At 34.4% G+C, this 19,354-nt stretch carries 17 protein-coding genes, 5 pseudogenes and 1 other annotated feature; of the genes and pseudogenes, 9 read left to right on the top strand and 13 right to left on the bottom strand.

Annotated features, from left to right (window positions below):
- Positions 1-133: 133 nt before the first annotated feature.
- Together LRP84_RS21030 and LRP84_RS21035 are read right to left on the bottom strand one after the other, a co-directional pair.
- Positions 134-1,159: an alpha/beta fold hydrolase gene (locus LRP84_RS21030; RefSeq protein WP_230576879.1), complete on the bottom strand. Its 1,026-nt coding sequence runs from the start codon at positions 1,157-1,159 to the stop codon at positions 134-136.
- A gap of 39 nt (positions 1,160-1,198) precedes the next feature.
- Positions 1,199-1,801 (bottom strand): hypothetical protein, encoded by a 603-nt coding sequence (locus tag LRP84_RS21035; RefSeq protein WP_230576880.1) that lies wholly within the window; start codon positions 1,799-1,801, stop codon positions 1,199-1,201.
- Positions 1,802-2,174: 373 nt separating this feature from the next.
- Between LRP84_RS21035 and LRP84_RS21040 the strand changes: the two genes are divergently transcribed.
- Together LRP84_RS21040 and LRP84_RS21045 are read left to right on the top strand one after the other, a co-directional pair.
- Positions 2,175-2,582 carry a ribosomal maturation YjgA family protein gene (locus tag LRP84_RS21040; protein WP_230576881.1) on the top strand — a complete coding sequence of 136 codons (408 nt, stop codon included), beginning with the start codon at positions 2,175-2,177 and terminating at the stop codon, positions 2,580-2,582.
- Positions 2,583-2,712: 130 nt separating this feature from the next.
- Positions 2,713-3,171 (top strand): GNAT family N-acetyltransferase, encoded by a 459-nt coding sequence (locus LRP84_RS21045; protein ID WP_230576882.1) that lies wholly within the window; start codon positions 2,713-2,715, stop codon positions 3,169-3,171.
- A 155-nt stretch (positions 3,172-3,326) separates the two neighbouring features.
- Here LRP84_RS21045 and LRP84_RS21050 read toward each other — a convergent pair whose 3' ends face one another.
- From LRP84_RS21050 to yeiL, 8 genes and pseudogenes are all read right to left on the bottom strand, one after another.
- On the bottom strand, positions 3,327-3,566 hold the full coding sequence (locus tag LRP84_RS21050; protein ID WP_230576883.1) for a DUF3977 family protein: 240 nt from the start codon (positions 3,564-3,566) through the stop codon (positions 3,327-3,329).
- Positions 3,567-3,894: 328 nt separating this feature from the next.
- On the bottom strand, positions 3,895-4,455 hold the full coding sequence (locus LRP84_RS21055) for a GNAT family N-acetyltransferase (protein ID WP_230576884.1): 561 nt from the start codon (positions 4,453-4,455) through the stop codon (positions 3,895-3,897).
- An 87-nt stretch (positions 4,456-4,542) separates the two neighbouring features.
- Positions 4,543-4,797 (bottom strand) — a binding site (T-box leader).
- A 620-nt stretch (positions 4,798-5,417) separates the two neighbouring features.
- A complete protein-coding gene (locus tag LRP84_RS21060) occupies positions 5,418-6,932 on the bottom strand; it encodes a class I adenylate-forming enzyme family protein (RefSeq protein WP_230576885.1) in 1,515 nt (504 codons plus the stop codon).
- Between the two features lie 289 nt (positions 6,933-7,221).
- A complete protein-coding gene (locus tag LRP84_RS21065) occupies positions 7,222-7,539 on the bottom strand; it encodes a protealysin inhibitor emfourin (RefSeq protein WP_230576886.1) in 318 nt (105 codons plus the stop codon).
- Positions 7,540-7,577: 38 nt separating this feature from the next.
- On the bottom strand, positions 7,578-8,639 hold the full coding sequence (locus LRP84_RS21070; RefSeq protein WP_230576887.1) for a M4 family metallopeptidase: 1,062 nt from the start codon (positions 8,637-8,639) through the stop codon (positions 7,578-7,580).
- A 393-nt stretch (positions 8,640-9,032) separates the two neighbouring features.
- A pseudogene (locus tag LRP84_RS21075) lies at positions 9,033-10,484 on the bottom strand (RNA-guided endonuclease InsQ/TnpB family protein).
- A gap of 321 nt (positions 10,485-10,805) precedes the next feature.
- Entirely contained in the window at positions 10,806-11,297 is a 492-nt protein-coding gene (gene pssA, locus LRP84_RS21080; RefSeq protein WP_230576888.1) for a CDP-diacylglycerol--serine O-phosphatidyltransferase, read from the bottom strand.
- Positions 11,298-11,553: 256 nt separating this feature from the next.
- Entirely contained in the window at positions 11,554-12,252 is a 699-nt protein-coding gene (gene yeiL, locus LRP84_RS21085) for a transcriptional regulator YeiL (protein WP_230576889.1), read from the bottom strand.
- Between the two features lie 96 nt (positions 12,253-12,348).
- Here yeiL and LRP84_RS21090 point away from each other — a divergent pair.
- The 5 genes and pseudogenes from LRP84_RS21090 to LRP84_RS21110 form a co-directional block, all read left to right on the top strand.
- Positions 12,349-12,558 (top strand): annotated as a pseudogene (locus tag LRP84_RS21090) (DMT family transporter); the annotation flags it as partial.
- Positions 12,559-12,611: 53 nt separating this feature from the next.
- Entirely contained in the window at positions 12,612-13,490 is an 879-nt protein-coding gene (locus tag LRP84_RS21095; RefSeq protein WP_230576890.1) for a LysR family transcriptional regulator, read from the top strand.
- Positions 13,491-13,515: 25 nt separating this feature from the next.
- A pseudogene (locus tag LRP84_RS21100) lies at positions 13,516-13,945 on the top strand (DDE-type integrase/transposase/recombinase); the annotation flags it as partial.
- 149 nt (positions 13,946-14,094) lie between these two features.
- A complete protein-coding gene (locus tag LRP84_RS21105; RefSeq protein WP_230576891.1) occupies positions 14,095-14,730 on the top strand; it encodes an FMN-dependent NADH-azoreductase in 636 nt (211 codons plus the stop codon).
- Between the two features lie 141 nt (positions 14,731-14,871).
- Positions 14,872-15,588 carry an IS6 family transposase gene (locus LRP84_RS21110; RefSeq protein ID WP_230576892.1) on the top strand — a complete coding sequence of 239 codons (717 nt, stop codon included), beginning with the start codon at positions 14,872-14,874 and terminating at the stop codon, positions 15,586-15,588.
- Between the two features lie 186 nt (positions 15,589-15,774).
- Here LRP84_RS21110 and LRP84_RS21115 read toward each other — a convergent pair whose 3' ends face one another.
- Positions 15,775-16,290, bottom strand: coding sequence for a DinB family protein (locus tag LRP84_RS21115; protein ID WP_230576893.1), 516 nt, complete (start codon positions 16,288-16,290; stop codon positions 15,775-15,777).
- Positions 16,291-16,598: 308 nt separating this feature from the next.
- Between LRP84_RS21115 and LRP84_RS21120 the strand changes: the two genes are divergently transcribed.
- On the top strand, positions 16,599-16,847 hold the full coding sequence (locus tag LRP84_RS21120; protein ID WP_230576894.1) for a hypothetical protein: 249 nt from the start codon (positions 16,599-16,601) through the stop codon (positions 16,845-16,847).
- A gap of 7 nt (positions 16,848-16,854) precedes the next feature.
- On the opposite strand, the pseudogene LRP84_RS21125 reads toward LRP84_RS21120, so the two are convergent.
- Both LRP84_RS21125 and LRP84_RS21130 read right to left on the bottom strand, forming a co-directional pair.
- Positions 16,855-17,300: pseudogene (locus tag LRP84_RS21125) on the bottom strand (MarR family winged helix-turn-helix transcriptional regulator).
- A 35-nt stretch (positions 17,301-17,335) separates the two neighbouring features.
- Positions 17,336-18,427, bottom strand: a complete 1,092-nt coding sequence (locus tag LRP84_RS21130; protein ID WP_230576895.1) for a low temperature requirement protein A — start codon at positions 18,425-18,427, stop codon at positions 17,336-17,338.
- A gap of 176 nt (positions 18,428-18,603) precedes the next feature.
- Here LRP84_RS21130 and LRP84_RS21135 point away from each other — a divergent pair.
- Positions 18,604-19,272 (top strand): annotated as a pseudogene (locus LRP84_RS21135) (IS6 family transposase).
- Positions 19,273-19,354 lie beyond the last annotated feature (82 nt).

A 19,354-nucleotide genomic window follows, 5' to 3' on the forward strand; every position in this document is an offset into this window, starting at 1 on the left:
ATTCTTATCTAGCAGCTTTAAGCTTTGGTTTTATAACAAAGTTTAATCATTTTCGACTTGTGATGCTCCACAATCGCGCCCTTTAATGGAACAAAGCACAATAATATCTGTAAAATTTTATTAAGCATGATGTTTAATATATTTCATCAGCCATTTTCAAAATAGCTTTTATTATTACATCAGGTTGGTCATACATTACTAAGTGACTACTATTAGGAACTAAAATGAATTCACTATTAGTGGATAAATTGGTCAATTTTTTTTGAGAATCCATCCATATCTTTTCAAAGCTATCCGCCTCTTGTTCTGAGAATCCTAATTCTGTTGCCTGCAATTCTACGTCACTCGGTGTGATAATTGTTAAAGGCTTATCTCCTAAAGAGCGAGTATCTTCCAGTAATTTCTCATTGATTTTTATTTGCTTGATTTCTCCATTTAATACTTTGAAAAATGAAGTGTCCCAATGAACATTTACATACTTTTTTGCAGAAAGGTAATTTGGCATTGAATCTGAAAACATATTTCCCCCAAATAGTCGTACTATTCCAATTTGAGATAATATGCGATTCATCGATTGGTCTTGTGTCTCGAAAAACTTGTCATTAAATGATTCTGCTTGTTCTGAAAAATATTCATTTCTAGAATCAACAAGCACTAATCCCGAAACCTTTTCTGGGTACCTGTCTGCAAAGAGACGAGAATAGATCCCTCCAACAGAATGACCCACTAATATTACAGGGGTGTCAATTTTAGAAGATTCGAGAATCTTACTTAAATCATTAATCGTCGTATCGATAGAAAATCCATTAGGAGGTGGATCACTCCATCCATACCCTGCTCGGTCATAAGTGATTACTTGGGTATGTTTTGATAGTTCTTTCTGAATGTTCGACCAATCATAAGACCAATTACCAGTTCCTGTTTCAATAACAACAGGTGGCAAACTCGTTTTGGTTCCTTTAATATTCATATGTATTTCTCTGTCTCCGACATCAATCATTTGTCCATCTGGAGGATAGTTGCTTTTAACATTTTTGTAACTGATATATTCATAAAGGAACCCTGAGACCAATGTAAGCAAAATGATTGTAATCAAGGTCATTCCAAGTAATTTCAACCTTCTAAATGGTTTAATAACATTAGAATATTTAACCTCCAAATCACCATATCCCTTCACTAACTCTTTTATTTTAATTATTTAACAACCAATCACTATCCATTTAAACTTACCATAAGCAGGAGAAACACGTACCTCTTTTAGATTTTCGATATACCCAAACAATTTACCGATATTTAATTTTATACTTGTTTTTGGAAACCGAATATACTTATCTTGGAGTTTACATACTTGATTCGTGAAAACAATTTCTCTCATAAGTGATTTGATATAGTTTGGAATGCGAGGTCTGCCAGTAAAAGTGGAAGGACGTTTTTGGTATGCCTTGATGGAAGCAAAAAATGATTTCCAGTTTTGATATAACTTCTTCATGACTGCTTGATTCGTTTGCGCTGGCAAGTTCATATAATCTTGTTGTTTCATTGTTTTAAACAAACAATCTAGAAAGTTATAGGATAGAAACGATTTCTCTTTTGTCGGGAATGTGAACAGATTACGTTTCATTTCTTTCTGTTTTTGTACACGTTTTTGATACGCATGAAGTTGATTTTCATTCATGATTTCAATATGCGCTTGTAATGTATGAAGAACTTCTTGTTGGAGCGGCTGTAATGGTTGATCAGTACGTAAGGGTATACACTTGGCGAATATAGAAATTCGTTGTATTGTAGAGATTTTTTGCATTTTGACACATTTCCATGAAGTAGGCGTGCAATTTGTGACCTTTCTTAATCCAAATTTGGTAGGTTGCATATTCTTTTTCTTTCGTCATCATTTTCACCTCCCACTCTTCTTACCTTCATGATAATACAAAACGACCAAAAAGAACATACATTCGTATCGACTCAGGGGATTTTTTACAAATTCAAAGGCAATTCATCCCTACCTTAAACTGGGCTATGCCCTGTGCGTTTTGAAGATGGGGTTTTCTTGCCCATTTTCTGATAAAATTACTTCAAAAGCATCTTTGAGCTCAGCTTTGATATCCTAATGAGTAAAAATACAAAATATCTGTTCTTTCATTTTTTAAAAGAACACTTTGAGGTGAAATTTACATATGACATATAAACGTAATCGCTTACTGTACGCAATAATGACCATCATTGTAATTATATTAGGACTATACTCAAGAAAGATAGCTCATGTGTTACCACATATTTTGAATACATACTTAGGCGATGCATTTTGGGCTTTAATGATTTTTATTGGTTTTGGATTTATTTTTAAAAGAGCTCATACAAAAACCGTTGCGTTACTTGCTATATCATTTTGTTATATCATTGAATTTAGCCAACTATACCATGCTAGTTGGATTGACCATATTCGAGAAACAACTTTAGGCGGATTGATATTAGGTTATGGCTTTTTGTGGAGCGATTTATTAGCTTATGCGATAGGCATTGGCATAGGTATTATAAGTGAATTTTTGTTTGTAAAGATTCGAAAACCTAGCAATCTCACATAAACGAGCCTCTCATTGTTCTACCTTAATTTTCGATTTTATCTTTTTATCATCAGCAGTCCTTTTTCATTAATCAACCATGCAGGAAGTTGCTGATTCATAACGAAATAAATGATAAAAGGAGGCTTTATTTATGTACATCTATCATAACGGACTCATTATTCGCGAAGGAACGAAAGGAATACCAGCTTCTGCTGTGAAGAGTTTGTTTCAGGATGCTGGTTGGGTTGGAAATCACACCCCTACATGGCAAGAAGAACGCTTCACTTTAATATTCGAAAACTCTACTTGGGCTTTTACAGTATGGGATCATGAGGAAATGATTGCGATGATACGAGTCATATCAGACCAAATTATGGCCGCTATGATTATGGATGTAATCGTAAAGAGTGATTATAGAGGACAAGGTATCGGAAAAAAGCTCGTAGAGTTATGCTTACAAAAGTTACCTCACGGTGATTGGTTTGCGAATACTTCAGCAAATAACTTTGATTTTTATAAAAAATGCGGGTTTGAAGTAAAAGATCTTTCTCAAAATGGTGCTTGTGCATACTATGGATTTGCAGAAGCAAGAAGACAAGGACACAGATAAAGTGAAACTTCCATCAGTGTTTTTTCATCCCCCACCTGTCGCCCGCATTTCTCTTTGAATCTTGAGTGGGGTCTTACTGCCCGTAAATAGCAAGCTAAAATGAGAGGAATCAAAATGTTACATACCGTACACTTTTGATCCCTCTCATTCTCTACTCATCTCCTACTTACAATTCCAAAAATGAATTTGAATTCATTACGGTTCTTTTTTGTTTTCTTAAAACCTTCTTTTGTATCTATAATGAAACAAGTTTTTCCTACCCAGCACCTCACATACGCTGATTCAAAATGAATGGGTTTCACAATACCACGCTGCTCCGTTTCAGTTCCATCCTCATATTCTATCTCCGTTCTGACAAACCACTTATTTCCGATCCCAACCTCAATATACTTCAATTATAATTCTCCCTGTTAAAATGTTTATCAGTTTATAGATTAACATAATTATATTATGTTAACCTTTTTTTGTTTCTTACATTCTCTCTTAGCCATACTACTTGTTCTATGGATGAAATGTAGAATCCTTCTTTTATTACTCATTCACAGACCATAACAGTTCCATTTAGAAAACAAAAGAATCCATTTTGAAGAAAGAGCGAGCGATCAAAATGGATTCATTCTCTTCAACAACTTCTTTATAACAAACTAGCTCTGCTTCTATGTAAAGTATAAATTACAATTTCAATTAAAGAAGCCTATACACCCCATCACAATTAGTACCTGATCAAGTTATAGCATAAATACAAGTGTTAGTTAATGTCTTTCCATCTGCCGATAAATCTTCATTCTTTAGTATCCCTTCTAACTCAAATCCTAACTTTTCAGGGATAGAGCGACTTTTAAGGTTTGTGGATTCACACCTAATTTCAATTCTTTTAAATTGACTTTGATTTAATCCAAAGTCGGTTAATTCTTTTACTGCTTCTACCATATATCCATTTCCACTAAATGTTGTGTTAATCCAGTATCCAATTTCACATTTAGGAATGCTCCAATCTATTCCTTGAAGGCTTGCTGTTCCAATGAAATCATTGGTATCTTTATGAAAAATAAGAAAACGAAAACTCTCTCTTTTTAAAAACTTAATATGAGCTTCTCTCAAGTTGATTTCTGTTTCTTCAACAGCAGGAATATTCTGTGCAAAGGGCAACCAAGCTTTTAATTCATTAAAGGAATTTTTTATTGCTGCATTTACCGTCCTTCCGTCCCCAGATTGTAAGGGCGCTCGTAGTATGAGTCTTTCTGTTTCTATTTGAGATGGAACATCTAATAATATTGGATTCATTACAATACCCTCTCCTTTTATAAACTGTCTCTCTAATTTTGATTAAATTTTAAACAATAAAAAACTCCCACCCCCAAGATTATGAATCTTGAGGACGAGAGTTGTGCTTTCGTGGTACCACCTCAGTTTATTGATACGTCACCATATCAACCTCTTCGGGTACGGCATATTGCGTATACCCTATCTCTATAACGGGAGAACCCGTCGCATTTTCCCTAATCAACTTAGTTCCATACGAAGCTCCAAGTCTTTTTTCATTAAGAACGCTATCTCTCCTTCTCAGCTACCAGAGTTCTCTGTCACATAGCATTTCTTAATTACTCTTCTCTTCATCGCTATTACTATTTCCTATTATTAATTGCATTAATAATAATCAGAAAATTTATTATTGTCAAATATATTCCGGCTATTATTAGTAACAAATTTCATCGTTTCGTCAGTCGCATATTGAAGTTGAATAGTAAACGGTGTATGCTACACAATCTTCACTTTTCCTTCTTTAAGAAGAAGCCAAACTTTGCGAGGACTGCATGGTATGAGGAATTTTCCCCGTAAATTCATAACAAGTACACGCATGTTTTTCCCCTCCTAAGAGTTTATTTCTTATCAAGATCTAATTTCTAAAAATACTTAAATAATAAACCCACCATATATTAGACATATATAGTATATAAAGTTTGCTCATTATATAACTCCAGATCATCATCAGGCTAATACAGGTAGTCCTACAATAAGTTATTGTCTTTTAGTAGTTATATATAATTATTGTGATTTTACTTCTTTTTGATAATTAATTTCATATAGGAGTCCCGTCACTAGGCCTATATACTTTCAACATCTCTAATTATTGAGTGAATATTCTTTATCATCCTATACAAAATCTAGTAAATCATTAAAACAAGTAAAAAGTCCAGTTATGTATAAAACATAACCGGACTTATCACTTAAAATAGGGAACTCCTTTAATCATTTTTTACTAGGATAGCACTCTTTAACTCTCTTTTTAATACCTTTCCTAAAGCATTTTTTGGTAATTCCTCAACGAATATTACTTCTGGTATTTTATAGCTCGCTAATTTTAGCTTACAGTGCTGAATAATATTTTCTTCTGATAATGATGTGTGGATGTCTTTCACGATATAAGCTCTTGGAATTTCTCCCCAAAAATCATCTGGAATTCCAACTACTGCAACTTCTAACACACCACTTATTTTATGAATTACTTCTTCTACTTGATCTGGATATACATTATCACCACCATGTACAATGACATCTTTGTATCTTCCCATTATATATAAGAATCCGTCTTCATCTAGCATCCCCGCATCACCCATGTAAAACCAATTATTCTTTACTACTTTTCTTGTTGCCTTTTCGTTATTCCAATAACCTTTAAACATATATGGGCTTTTTACAATAATCTCTCCAACTTCATTCGCAGGTAATTCTTCTCCTGTCTCTGGATGAATAATCTTTACCTCTACATGTTTAATAGGTTTTCCTACAGAAGAAATTTTTTCTTTCCCCATATCTGGTCTCCATGAACTTACGATCCAACCTTCTGTACTACCGTATGCTTGTACCATAAAGATTCCTTTCTCCGCATACTTTTGTATAAGGCTTTCAGATACTTTTGTTCCACCACTTTGTGCTACTTTGAAAGAAGAAATATCCCGTTCTTTTTTATTTAATTCATCAAGCATATAACTGTACACAGCGGGAAACGCAAGCATAGTTGTAATCTTCTCTTTTTCAATCGTATCCCAAATGAGACTAGGATTTGAATCAGATAGAAAAATCATCGTAATACCATGATAAATACAATTTAATATAGAAAGTACACCACTCATATGAAAAAGTGGATGTACGGAAAGAAAACGTTCTCCTACTGGAATCTCCTTTTGGCCTACAATTTCCATAAAATAATAATGTAAATTTCTATGACCAATGACACATGCTTTCGCATTTCCAGTTGTTCCAGAAGTAAATAAGAAAATCGCATCGTCATCTTCATGAACTTCTACCATTGGTTCCGCTTTCGGCTGGTCTTGTAATCGTAATTCAAATGAATTTGACACTTCCATTCTTTTTCCAGTTTCTAGTACATGTTGAATTTCTTTTACTGCTTCAACTTTAGATAAAACTTCGTTAAATTCAGCATCATGAAATAATACCTTTAGCTTCGCTTCTTTTACAATCGTTTCTAATTCATAAACAGTAAGTTGATGATTAAAAGGTATTAGTACGGCACCGATTTTTAAGCTTGCCATCATAATCGTTGGAAACGGATGATTATTTTTACATAAAACACCGATACGATCTCCTTTTTGCACACCGCTGTTTAACAAGTAATGCGCAAGCTGATTTACTCGTTCGTTATATTCTTTAAATGAATAACTTGCCCCTCCACCAACAAGTGCTTCAATACTTGGTGATTGTGTTGCTCGTTTTTGTAATAATTGTTGCATTGTACGCAAGAAAAACACCCCTTTTCATTTTCAGACTTTTATTTTACTATATTAATTATTAATTTACTAAAGATTAAATTTAGTGAATTTAATTTAATCAAAAAAATATGCCTTTACCTAGTAGGTATCTTTGTATTGTTATATAATTATGTATAATATTTCTTTGTTTTTAGGAACAATAATTTCTTAAGTTGATGGATGTGGGGTCCCGCCATATCCCCATCAAGCTAACAATTAAAAATATCCCAAAACAAAAAGAACTCACTATGTAAATATATACATAGTGAGTTCTTTTTTATTATTCTTCCATTTTTTCCGCAATCGCCAAATTACGTAAATAACCCAATAAAGGTTGCACTTCCTGCGGAGCTGTTACATCGGTAAATGAAAAGGATTTTGGCTCTTTTCCATCTTCTATCCTTAGCTGATAAGAAAAAGCATCTGCCCCTTTGGTTGTAACAACCTCTAATTCACTTGGTTTAAGATTTAAAATATTAGCTTGCTTGATTAAATCAAGTAATTCCTTAGCTATTTCCTTTGGTAACTCGACCGTATTTGTCTGAAAGGTTAAGTGGAGATTAGCGATTCCCCCGATGCAGCTAAATTGGATATGCATATTAATATTAAGCCTCCAATTCATGATAAAGAATATGTCTAAGAAGGTATTCCCACCGTTTTAAAAGCAGATTCTACTGTTTTTGCAGCCGTTTTAGGAACTTCTCCACTATCAACAAGTTTTTGCGCTGCTTTAATTACAATTTGTGCAAATTGATTGAAGTTTGTAGTTGTAAATAAATTTTGTATTGCATTATACCATATCAAAGCTGCCTTATCTGTTCCAATCTCCATAGATACAAGATAAAACACCTTGTTTGGTATGCCACTATTGATATGGACACCATGGTGATCAAGATCTCCTTGATAATAGTTTTTCATATGATCAGGTTGCATATCCTTACCCATTAGTCGGTTATCAAATGCAGTACCAGGTGCTTTCATTGAACGAAGGGCTTGTCCTTTTAGTGTTGGTCCCATTATATCAGCACCAATTAGCCAATCCGCATCTCGTGCTGTTTCCTTTAAATAAGACTGCTTAATTGCTATTCCGAACACGTCCGAAATATGTTCATTCAAAGCTCCGGATTGTCCTTCATACTCTAATCCGTTAGTGAATTGAGTAATACCATGTGTAAGTTCGTGCCCAATAACATCGAGTGAATTTGAAAAACTTGTAAAAATAATTCCATCTCCATCACCAAACACCATTTCATCACCGTCCCAATAGGCATTTTGAAAGTTATGCCCATAGTGAACATTCAGAATGAGATCTAGCCCATTGTCATCAATAGAATTACGGTGGAACACATTCTTAAAATAGTCACGCACAATTCCCGCATAATCGTACGCATGGTTAACCACAGTATCCCCACTTGATCTGTCTCCTTCTTTTCTAACCTCATTCACTCTAAGATTTGTCCCCCCTTTGCAATCGTATACATGGCGGGCAGACTCACCTCGCGTTCCTGTTCCAGCATCAGTTAAGGAGACAACACCATTAATATCATATTCTTTCAAAATTCTACGCTTTCGAATTTTTAGACTTTTCTCTAAAGTGATTCGTGCTGCTTCTACTTCATTTTGTGCTAAATTCTCCAAAATATAGTTAGGTACAATAAAACATTTGCAATTATTATGCGAAGACCGTTTTGTATGCATGTTTTACACCCCTTCCTAATAGTAGTAAAAACAACTCGATTAGCTTTCTCTTATTACATTAGGTTGAAACACTTTTTAGTAGAGCTTTTCTAATATCCTAATCTTGCTTGTATATAATTCTTCTACTATTTATATAGTGATTCCTTGTTTCTTTCCTATTTTATATAAACATCGTGACTTTATTTCAAACCCAGAAAACCGAAATCTGTATTCCCACGAACAACTATGGAGAGATGAAATTTTCATTTTGGGGAACAGGAAATTTCTTAACTTGATAGCGATAGGGTCCCGCCCACATTTTAATGAAAATATATGCTAAGTAAATTTCGATATGAAAACTCCCGCCACTTATCTCCTTCGGATCTTAAAGTGGGGGTTTCTCGTGTATCACCTTCAAAAGATGCTTGACACGAGTGGAGTTGACACAGCTGCCTGATGGCACAACCCCTCTATTCCATCAGCAAACGCCTTTGGAACTGCTTTTTTTAGGATGTTATAGGAACCATTCACATCTGCGTTTAGTAGAAAATTCCCTTTCGTACGATACAATCCACGTTTGATCCGTTTCCCACTGAACTCAGGAATGTTTTCCTCACCGTAAGTTGGGATTTCATCATTGTCTAGAAAGGAGGCCTTGCTTGTATACGATTCTTCTACGACTTGTACAGTAATACTTTTTCGTTTTGCTTTATAGGTGATCATTTCAATGAGTAGATTATGCGGGATATGGCAAAAGGATTGATTCTGTCGTTTTCCCATCTCACTGTTTTGTTTCCATGATGTATTTTTCCCAATCACAATCATAGAAATCTCATGTTGAACTGCGAAATCGACAATGTGGTAACTCATTTTATGAAAGAGGTCTTTTATCTTGAGAAACCGTTTCTCATGAAGCCTCTCTAAACGATTTGATGTATGTAGTCCTTCTTTTGGTTCTTTTCCATGACGAAGAACCCCCAGCAAATGAGCCTTTTGCTTGTTATAATATTGGTTAATGCTTTTGATCACATTGCCCTTTACTAACACAGGTATGTTCCCTGTATTCGTTGTGATAGTTGCAATGTTATTGATCCCTAAGTCAATACTCATATAACGATTGTTATCAACATACTCAGGTGCTGGCTCGGACTATTCTGTCACAATTTCCACTTTAAATTTCCCGTAAGCAGGGGAAACACATACCTCTTTGAGATTTTCGATAGATCCGAACAATTTACCGACATTTAATTTTATGCTTGTTTTTGGAAAACGAATGTACTTATCTTGGAGTTTACATACTTGATTCGTGAATACAATTTCTTTCATAGATGATTTGATATATCTTGGAATGCGAGGTCTATCCGTAAAAGTGGAAGGATGTTTCATATATGCCTTGATGGATGCAAAAAATGATTTCCAGTTTTGATATAACTTCTTCATAACCGCTTGATTCGTTTGCGCTGGCAAGTTCATATAATCTTGTTGTTTCATTGTTTTAAACAAACAATCTAGAAAGTTATACGATAGGAATGATCTCTCTTTTGTAGGGAATGCAAACAAATTACACTTGATTTCGTTCCGTTCTTCTACAGGTTTTTCTTTCTGTTTTTGCACACGTTTTTGGTACGCACGAAGTTGATTTTCATTCATGGTTTCGATGTACATTTGTAATGTATGGAGGACTTCTTGTTGAAGTGGCTGTAATGGTTTACCAGCATGTAAGGCCGTATATACTTGGCGAATATAGAAATTCGTTGTATTGTAGAGATTTTTTGCATTTTGACACATTTCCATGAAGTAGGCGTACAATTTGTGACCTTGCTTAATCCAAATTTGATAGGTTGCATATTCTTTTTCTTTCGTCATGATTTTCACCTCCCTCTCCTCTTTCCTTCATGATACTACAAAACGCCCAAAAAAGAACATATATTCGTATCAATACCAAAAAATTTTTATGAATGTAATGGCAATTCATCCCCACCTTAAACCGGGCTATGCCCTGCGCGTTTTGAAGGTGGGGTTTTCTTGCTCATTTTCCGATAAAACGAGCTGATTTTTTACTCTAAGAAAGTTTATAGGCTCCCATCCCAGTAGTGAAATATGTTTTAGCAATTCCTCATTGAAATCATACTTACTCAAATAAACGATATTCCATAAAGTCTTGATGGCAATGGAGCGGGACCCAAATTAAAGTTTTTTAAACCTAATTGGACTTACCATTAAGAGAGCGAGGATTAAAGTAATCCATGCATTGCTATACGAAAACAATCCCATGCCAGCCAATGGTAATCCAGCAGCTGGAATAGGTAATCCCTTAAAATATCCAATGGTTGGTTTAACACTAAATTTAGCTAATCTTAAAGCACCCATCGTTGGAAAAAGGATAAATGCCAAAGAAGTTAAAATAGATGGTGCTGCTATCGAATGAAATAGAAGTGCAGGAGCAACCCCAAAACTAACAATATCAGCTAAGGAATCCAATTCTACGCCAAGCTCACTATTCACTTTTAATTTTCTCGCAATCCTTCCATCAAGAAAATCTAAAACAGCCGAAAAGAAAATAAAAATGGAGGCTACTTCCAAAAAGCCACTCATATTCAAGGTAATTGAAAAAACACCGCACAATAAATTTCCAAGCGTAAATAAATTAGGTACAGCTTTTACTATCCGATTGAACAAGGTTGTCCCCCCTAAGTTGATCAAACTTCCTATTTATGTAGCATTTTCTATATATTCTTCCGTTATTCTTAATAAATACATGACCACTGTACGCTAAGCAAATTTCGACAAGAAAAAAGCCGATTTCCTGTACGTTAAGGAAAATCGGCTTTTCATTATTCTAAAGGAAGATCGAACTTATTTCATTTTTTATCGTATTTTCATCATTAATAAAAATCATCTTACTCTACTCACAGCTTCCCATACAAACATATGTTTAATTTTGTTTATAAACATCTGCCGCCAACTCTTGTAGTAAAGGCTCATCTATTACTTCAAAATAATTCCCCTTCTTTTCTAACACTCCTTTATCACAAAGAGTATTTAATGTTCGTAGTAAATGTCGATAACTCGTCCCTAATAGCTCCGATACTTCAGTTAAATTCCCTTGAAATATCATTGTTTTTTCTCTATCCCCAACCTTTTCACACGTCGCAAGAATGTAACTCGCTAATCGGCTCTCAAGTGGATAAAGTAAATTAATAGAGCTATTTTGAGCAAGTCTAGCTAGTTTATGGGCTAAAGAATCACAAATAAAGCTTAAAAAAGTTGCGTCATGAAGTAAACGCACTCTAATTTTTTCCAGTGGGATTCCAATGCAATATGAGTCCTCTATCAGTTGAACATTTGAAAAAGTTTTTTGAGAACGGACCAATTCTACATCTCCGATTATTTCAAATCGATTATAAAAAGTTAATAATAAAGATTTACCGTTACTTAAAGTCGTATATACCTTCGCTTTTCCTTCTACAAAGAAGTAAAGGTAAGAAAGCGTTTCATTTTCTCTACATATGTATTCATTCTTTTTAAATAACAACAATTCCATCACAGATTTTATGTCATGACTAAAAAATCCCTCAATATTATTCTTTTGAATATACTCGTCTAACTTCTTCGAATCATATATTTTTTTCATAAATCCTCCAAATCCCCTCTTTATTATGACATATGTCATAATCCTCGTTAATCCAATCATGATAAATTAACCTTAAAAATGCAAGGGAGAAGCGGTATGTATAAATTACTTTCCGCACTTATTGGTGCTCTCATCGCACTTATAATCCCATTAAACGGCATCTTATCAGAAGTTATAGGAAACTATAAAGCCAGCGTTCTTATTCACATTGTTGGATTGATTGCGGTTATTATCATTTTACTAGTGAGGAAATTAAAAATTAAGATTCATAAAGGAATCCCGCTCTACTTATATAGTGTAGGGGCTAAGTGTTCTTTTAAGAGTGAATCTTTAATAAAAGCTGAGAGTGGGTGTCAACAATGGAATTACGCCATTTAGAGTATTTTATTCAAGTTTGTAATAATGGTAGTTTTACTAAAGCTGCGGAAGTTCTAGGTATTTCACAGCCGACTTTAAGTCAACAAATACGTGTGTTAGAAGGTGAAATTGATACACCTTTATTTCATCGAGTTGGAAGGGGTATCAAAATTACAGAAGCAGGTAAGTTACTATTGGATAAAGGTAAATTTATCATGCAGCTATTTGATGAGGTTCATAATGAGATCTTTGAATTAAAGGGTGTGAAAAGAGGTGTGATTACTATAGGAGGGTTATTAGAGGACCTCACCTATTTAACACCTTATATTATGCAATTTCAACAACATTATCCCAACATCTTAGTAAAAATCATAGAATCAGAAGTTGCTGTAAATCAAATCGTTGAAAATAATATTGATATAGGGATCACACGTAGTTTTCAAACTCCAGACACATTAACAAGCACTCTTTTGTATAGCGAAGAGCTCGTCCTTGTGATTCCAAAAAATCATCCTTTGAATAAAAAATCATTTGTTTCTTTTCGAGAATTAGTAGGGCTGAGTAGAATAATGGCTTCAAGCAGTTGTCGTGAATCAATTAAGATATATTGTGAAAATTTAGGGTTATCTTTATCTGAAGCAAATATAGAAACAAAATCTTCTATTTCTCTATTGAGTCTTGTATGCAATGGACATGGGGTTGCCATAATACCGCTCTCACTGGTTGATTTTGTTAATAATGATTCCTTGAGCATAGTTCGTATTGTTGATCCAACACCAAGTCAAGATATTAATCTTATTCACTTTGATGATAAATTTTTAAGTTTTGCAGCACGTATCTTTATGCAGAAGTTAAATGATCCTGAAAAAGTATCAGTATAATAGAAACAATAATGATTCTAGTGTGAAAATTTCAGGGAAATTGAAAATAATCTATAAATCTTGGGATGAGACCTATATTAAAGTCAAAGGGCAGTGGATTTATATGTGTGGTGTAGTCGATTCAAAAGGGAATACCATTGACTTTTATTTAAGGAAAAATGGAAAAATCAAATCAGCCAAGTATCTTTTCATATGCGCCTGTTCCTCATTTTATTAAGAGCTGAGCCCTTCCAATGTTAAGGTTCAAGTCTTTTGACACGGCTACATCTATTATTTTGAGATTAGCAGTCATGCATATGATCAAAAAAGAACAGATTAATTTACGAGATCAGTCTGTTCAAAATCAGAAAGCATTCATCCATCAATTGTTGGGGTTTCAGCATAAGGTACAATCCCCTTTAGGGGGGCGGGGTCGCTTTTCCAGTTCTGTTGCAAAATTCCCCAAAAATAATTAACACAAATTATTTACTTACTAAAAAAAAGTAACTATTTTTTAGTTGACATTGCATATAACTTTTTGTATTATACTTACATAAGATAAGTTATTTACTTTCGAGTTGCGAATATCGAATTAAAGATAAAGTATAAAAAAGGAGAGAATAAAATGACAAAAGTACTATTTATTACAGCAAATCCAAATTCAGCAGAAGGTTCTTTCGGAATGGCAGTAGGGGAAGCGTTCATCGAAGCTTATAAAAACGAGCATCCGCAAGACGAAGTTGTAACAATTGATTTATTCAATACTACTGTACCAGCAATCGATGCAGATGTATTTGCTGCTTGGGGTAAATTTGCAGCAGGTGAAGGCTTTGAAACTTTAACTGAAGTTCAACAACAAAAAGTTGCAGCAATGAACACAAATCTAGAAACATTTATGCATGCGGATCGTTATGTATTCGTAACCCCTATGTGGAACTTTAGCTATCCACCAGTAGTAAAAGCATACTTAGATAACTTAGCAATCGCAGGTAAAACATTCAAATATACTGAAAATGGTCCAGTTGGCTTATTAGAAGGCAAAAAAGCACTTCACATTCAAGCTACAGGTGGCGTGTATTCTGAAGGAGCATACGCAGCTGTAGACTTTGGTCGCAATCACTTGAAAACAGTATTAGGATTCATCGGTGTAAATGATACTGAATATATTGCAGTTGAGGGAATGAATGCAAACCCTGAAAAAGCACAAGAAATTAAAGAAGCAGCAATTGTTAATGCACGTGAATTAGCAAAACGTTTCTAATATAGAATGCCTAAAAACGTCCAAACACTTGTTGTTTGGACATTTTTTCGGTTCTGGTACAAAAACTCTAATGCCCTTGTAAGTAATCTCCTAAACTTGGACATACTGATACTATTACTTTAACAAAGGTGTGTGATAAGTATGAAAAAGGGAGATTTGTTCAAATGGAGGCATTATCAACCAGACATCATTTTGTTAACAGTGCGTTGGTACCTGCGGTACAATCTAAGTTTCCGTGATTTGGTGGAAATGATGGAAGAACGAGGACTATCCTTAGCACATACAACCATTATGCGGTGGGTTCATCAATATGGTCTGGAGTTTGATAAACGAATTCGACGCTATCTCAAGCAAACGAATGATTCATGGAGGGTGGATGAAACGTATATAAAGGTAAAAGGACAGTGGATGTATTTATACCGTGCGGTTGATTCCGAAGGAAACACGATTGACTTTTACCTAAGTAAAACAAGAAATCATAAGGCTACGAAGCGATTCTTCAAGAAAGCTTTGCGGTCTTTTCATGCTTCTAAACCTCGTATAATTACCGTTGATAAAAATCCAGCTTATCCAATTGCTATCAAAAAATTAAAGAAAGAAAAACAGATGCCCGTAGGCATCCAAATCCGACAGCTCAAATATTCGAATAATATTATAGAGCAAGATCATCGTTTTATTAAGAAACGTGTACGTTCTATGTTAGGATTCAAGTCTTTTTGCACAGCTACATCCATTCTTGCAGGAGTGGAAGCTATGCATATGATTAAAAAAGAACAGATTGATTTACGGCATCAGTCTGTTCAAAACCAGAAAGAATTCATCCATCGATTGTTTGGGCTTACTGTAGATTTGAAATAAAGTTTGATTAAATTAACCCTATAAACCTTGATAAAATAGTAAATAGAAAAAGCGTATTTTGAAAAAAAGATTGATCAAAACACGCTTTAAATATATTCAATTAAACCATTCATTTATAAATAAGTTTGATCATTTCTTGATCCTTGTACCATTAAAGCGCCCGATTGTGAAATTGGCAAAGGCAGTCTAATTATCGAATAGCCCTCTTCCTCTCAGATTTGCAGAAACAGGCTCCTTTCCTATTTCACGTGCCCATATAGATAACTGCCCGATATGGTGAATTTCGTGGACAATGACATGACGTATGATCTCTCCGTGTGTACATTCAATGACTCGGCGCCTAATTGGTGCGTCTCTAGAGCTAATCGGTTCTTCATTGAAATCAGTTTCTGAAAGTTTCCGAGAATCCATTTCATTTGTCCAAGATGTCACAAATGGCTTCACTTTCTCGTGGTATTGAGCTGAAAGATTTTTCACTTTTTGTAAGTTAGCATAATCTTCAAACAATGGCTCCTCAGGCACTGGTTCACCTCGCAAACCTAAGATCCACATATATTCCACATCTACAATATGAAATAGGGTATGTAGGATACTGCCGAACCCACCGATCCGTTTCTTTAATAGTTCTTCATCCGGTATGTCTTCGCACAATGTAAACCAATCATCACGAACTTGCCAGTTATATTGAAACAGTTTCAACATCACAGCAACCTCCATCTTTTAGATTAACATTTAATATTCACCAAAAAACTTCAAAATCCCTATTTAAATAATAACTCTAAAAAACCTGTTAAAATCCTCTACAAACTGGCCCTTTAATTGAACATTCCAGATGAAGTTAAAGTGTCAAAAGAAAAACCCTATTATACAGAGTTTTATCGAACTTTTTTACAAATTATCAAACTTTATTATAAATCAACACTTACAGCATAAAATAGAATTCCGCTAGAAATATATAAGCTATATTCTCTTTTATTTTACCTTTGCACCAGAACCAGTATTAATGATATATGATTTCCAATTGTTCATTTGAAATAGGTCAGAATGAGAAAAAAGCTATAGTTGAGGCTGATTATTGTGGTTTTTTACCAGGGAGCCATATTGAATTAGGTATTGCTATTGGAAATAGCAAAAAGATTCACCTTTATTCAATCAGAGAAGTAGATAACTTGGCAACAAAACCACTTTTTGCCACTTACCTGAAATTGAAAAGTGCTTTTAAGTTTACAGGCGCTTTTACCATTAGTGCTGATATGTGATTACCTACTATGGTTTTTGAATTTTCCTAAGTAAACCTAGAAGCTGTTTTTTTCCTTGTAAGTCAAGTTGGAAAATTGTGATGCTTGAAATTGTTCTTGTTTCGAAACAACTTCATAAAAAAACTCTTTTCCTTCCTCAGTCAATGAAAGGTATTTTGTTTTCCAGTCCTGTTCCCGATTAATCAATCCCAACTCTTCCATTTTACTTAACAGTTGAGTAATATTGCCTTTCGTAACAAAAAGCCTGTTTGCTAGTTCTTGTTGTGACAATCGTTCATGAGCGCCCACTTGAACTAAGATATCGAATTGGGCTGCAGTTAGATTCCATTTTTTTAAATGTTGATTGGATTCTCGAATACCTTGGTTATATACTCGTGTTATTCTGAACCATAACAATAAGCTTAGTTGTTCCTCTTTTTTAGTTGAGGAGCGATTCGTTATGTTTTCTTTCATGATTATCACCTCATTCTTATTTTGTTACAATCAATTTATGTAGTTGTTAATTTAGCATAGATGATAAAAAATAGGGTTAATTGTCCTATTATCACAACATTTGGTACTACTACAATCAAATTAATAACAAAAAAGACTGCTAAAATCCCTAAAAACAAGCATAAATGATAAATTTTCAAACGGTGTTGTTCAAACCTGTATTTATGAAAAACAATTGTAGTTGACAGGAAATAGAGCAATACAGAACCAAAAACAAAATATAGGATAAAAGAATAATAGACCTCATGTAAAAATAATAGTCTAATGGATGCTGCAACCATACTCAAAGACATTAAAATAAACAGATGACCGTAAATAATAATTTGACCGGAAGTTTGTCTAGACTTGTCGAGTTTCTTCTCCATGTTATCGAAATATTGCCACCACATCGAAATAATGAGGATAAATGAAATGATCGCAAAGCTTATTGAATCCCAATTTCCTTGTTTAGGTTGAATGACCACAAGAGTGCTTATAAGAGCTTCCCCAAAGAGAATAATGGAAAATAGACCAAATCTCTCTAACAAGTGGGCTGTATTTGTCGGAACCTTTTCTAAACACTTTCTTCCAAGTAGTGGGACAATAATATCGATAAGAATTCCCAAATACAACGCAGCATATCGAATCCAAGAATCAAAAAAGACGGATAATAATGAAATAACGATTCCAATCCAAAAATATCTTCCTAAAAAGAGTGCTGCTTTTTTTCGAGCTCCCTCTTCTATACGCTGGACAACAAGATATTGGATTGCAGTCACGGCCCTTAAGCCAATATAGCCAATTAAAAAAGAAAGATAATAAGGATCAAAATCAGCTGATAAGCTTGATGTCATTATTAGGACAAAAAACATTTGCAGGATCAAAAAGATTCGTTGATGAAATAAATCTTTTCCAAACCGGTTAACAAAGATGGTTTGCCCTACCCAAGCCCACCAGATCGGAATAAAAATTAAGACAAACTTTACTAAATACTCTGCATGGATATGACCATCTTCAACATGAAGTAAAACATGAGTCGCAGCCGTCACCGCCGCCACAAATAACAAATCATAAAAGAGTTCTAACCACGTCACTTTCTTTTCTTCCATTTCTGCACTCCCTCCTTAAAGTTAATAGTATGCTAGAAATATATAGTAATTGGAAGAGAAAATAATATAGACATAGACCATTTGTGGTTCTGGTGCAAAAACTTCAAGGTAATTACAAGTAATCTCTAAATCTTGGACATACTGATACTATTACTCTAAAAAGGTGTGTGATCGGTATGGAAAAGAAAAATCGGTTCAAATGGAAGCACTATCAGCCTGATATTATCTTATTAACGGTAAGATGGTACCTACGGTACAACCTAAGTTTTCGTGATTTGGTGGAAATGATGGAGGAACGGGGTTGATCCATTTCTCATACAACGATTATACGTTGGGTTCATCAGTATGGTCCTGAATTGGACAAACGAATCCGACGTTACCTCAAACAAACAAATGACTCTTGAAGAGTCGATGAAACATATATCAAAGTAAAAGATCAATGGATGTACCTGTATCGTGCTGTTGATTCGAGCGGAAACACAATCGATTTTTTCCTAAGTAAAACAAGAGATCATAAGGCTGCAAAGCGCTTTTTCAAGAAAGTTTTGCGGTCTTTTCATGTTTCAAAGCCACGTGTGATAACAGTCGATAAGAATCCAGCTTATCCTTTAGCAATTAAACAGTTGAAAAAAGCAAAAAGCATACCTGCTGGTATGCGACTTAGACAACAAAAGTACTTGAATAACATAGTAGAGCAAGATCATCGCTTTATAAAGAAGCGAGTCCGTTCTATGCTAGGGCTCAAATCTTTTGACACAGCTACATCCATTCTTTCTGGAGTAGAAGCCATGCATATGATTAAAAAAGAACAGATTGATTTACGAGACCTGATATTATCCCCTTAAGGTAGACAGTGTAAAAAGACCATGAATACACATGGATGTTACACTTTTACTTGGAGGGGATTTTATTATGGTTAAAAAAGGG

Source organism: Bacillus rhizoplanae (assembly GCF_917563915.1).
Taxonomy (GTDB): domain Bacteria; phylum Bacillota; class Bacilli; order Bacillales; family Bacillaceae_G; genus Bacillus_A; species Bacillus_A rhizoplanae.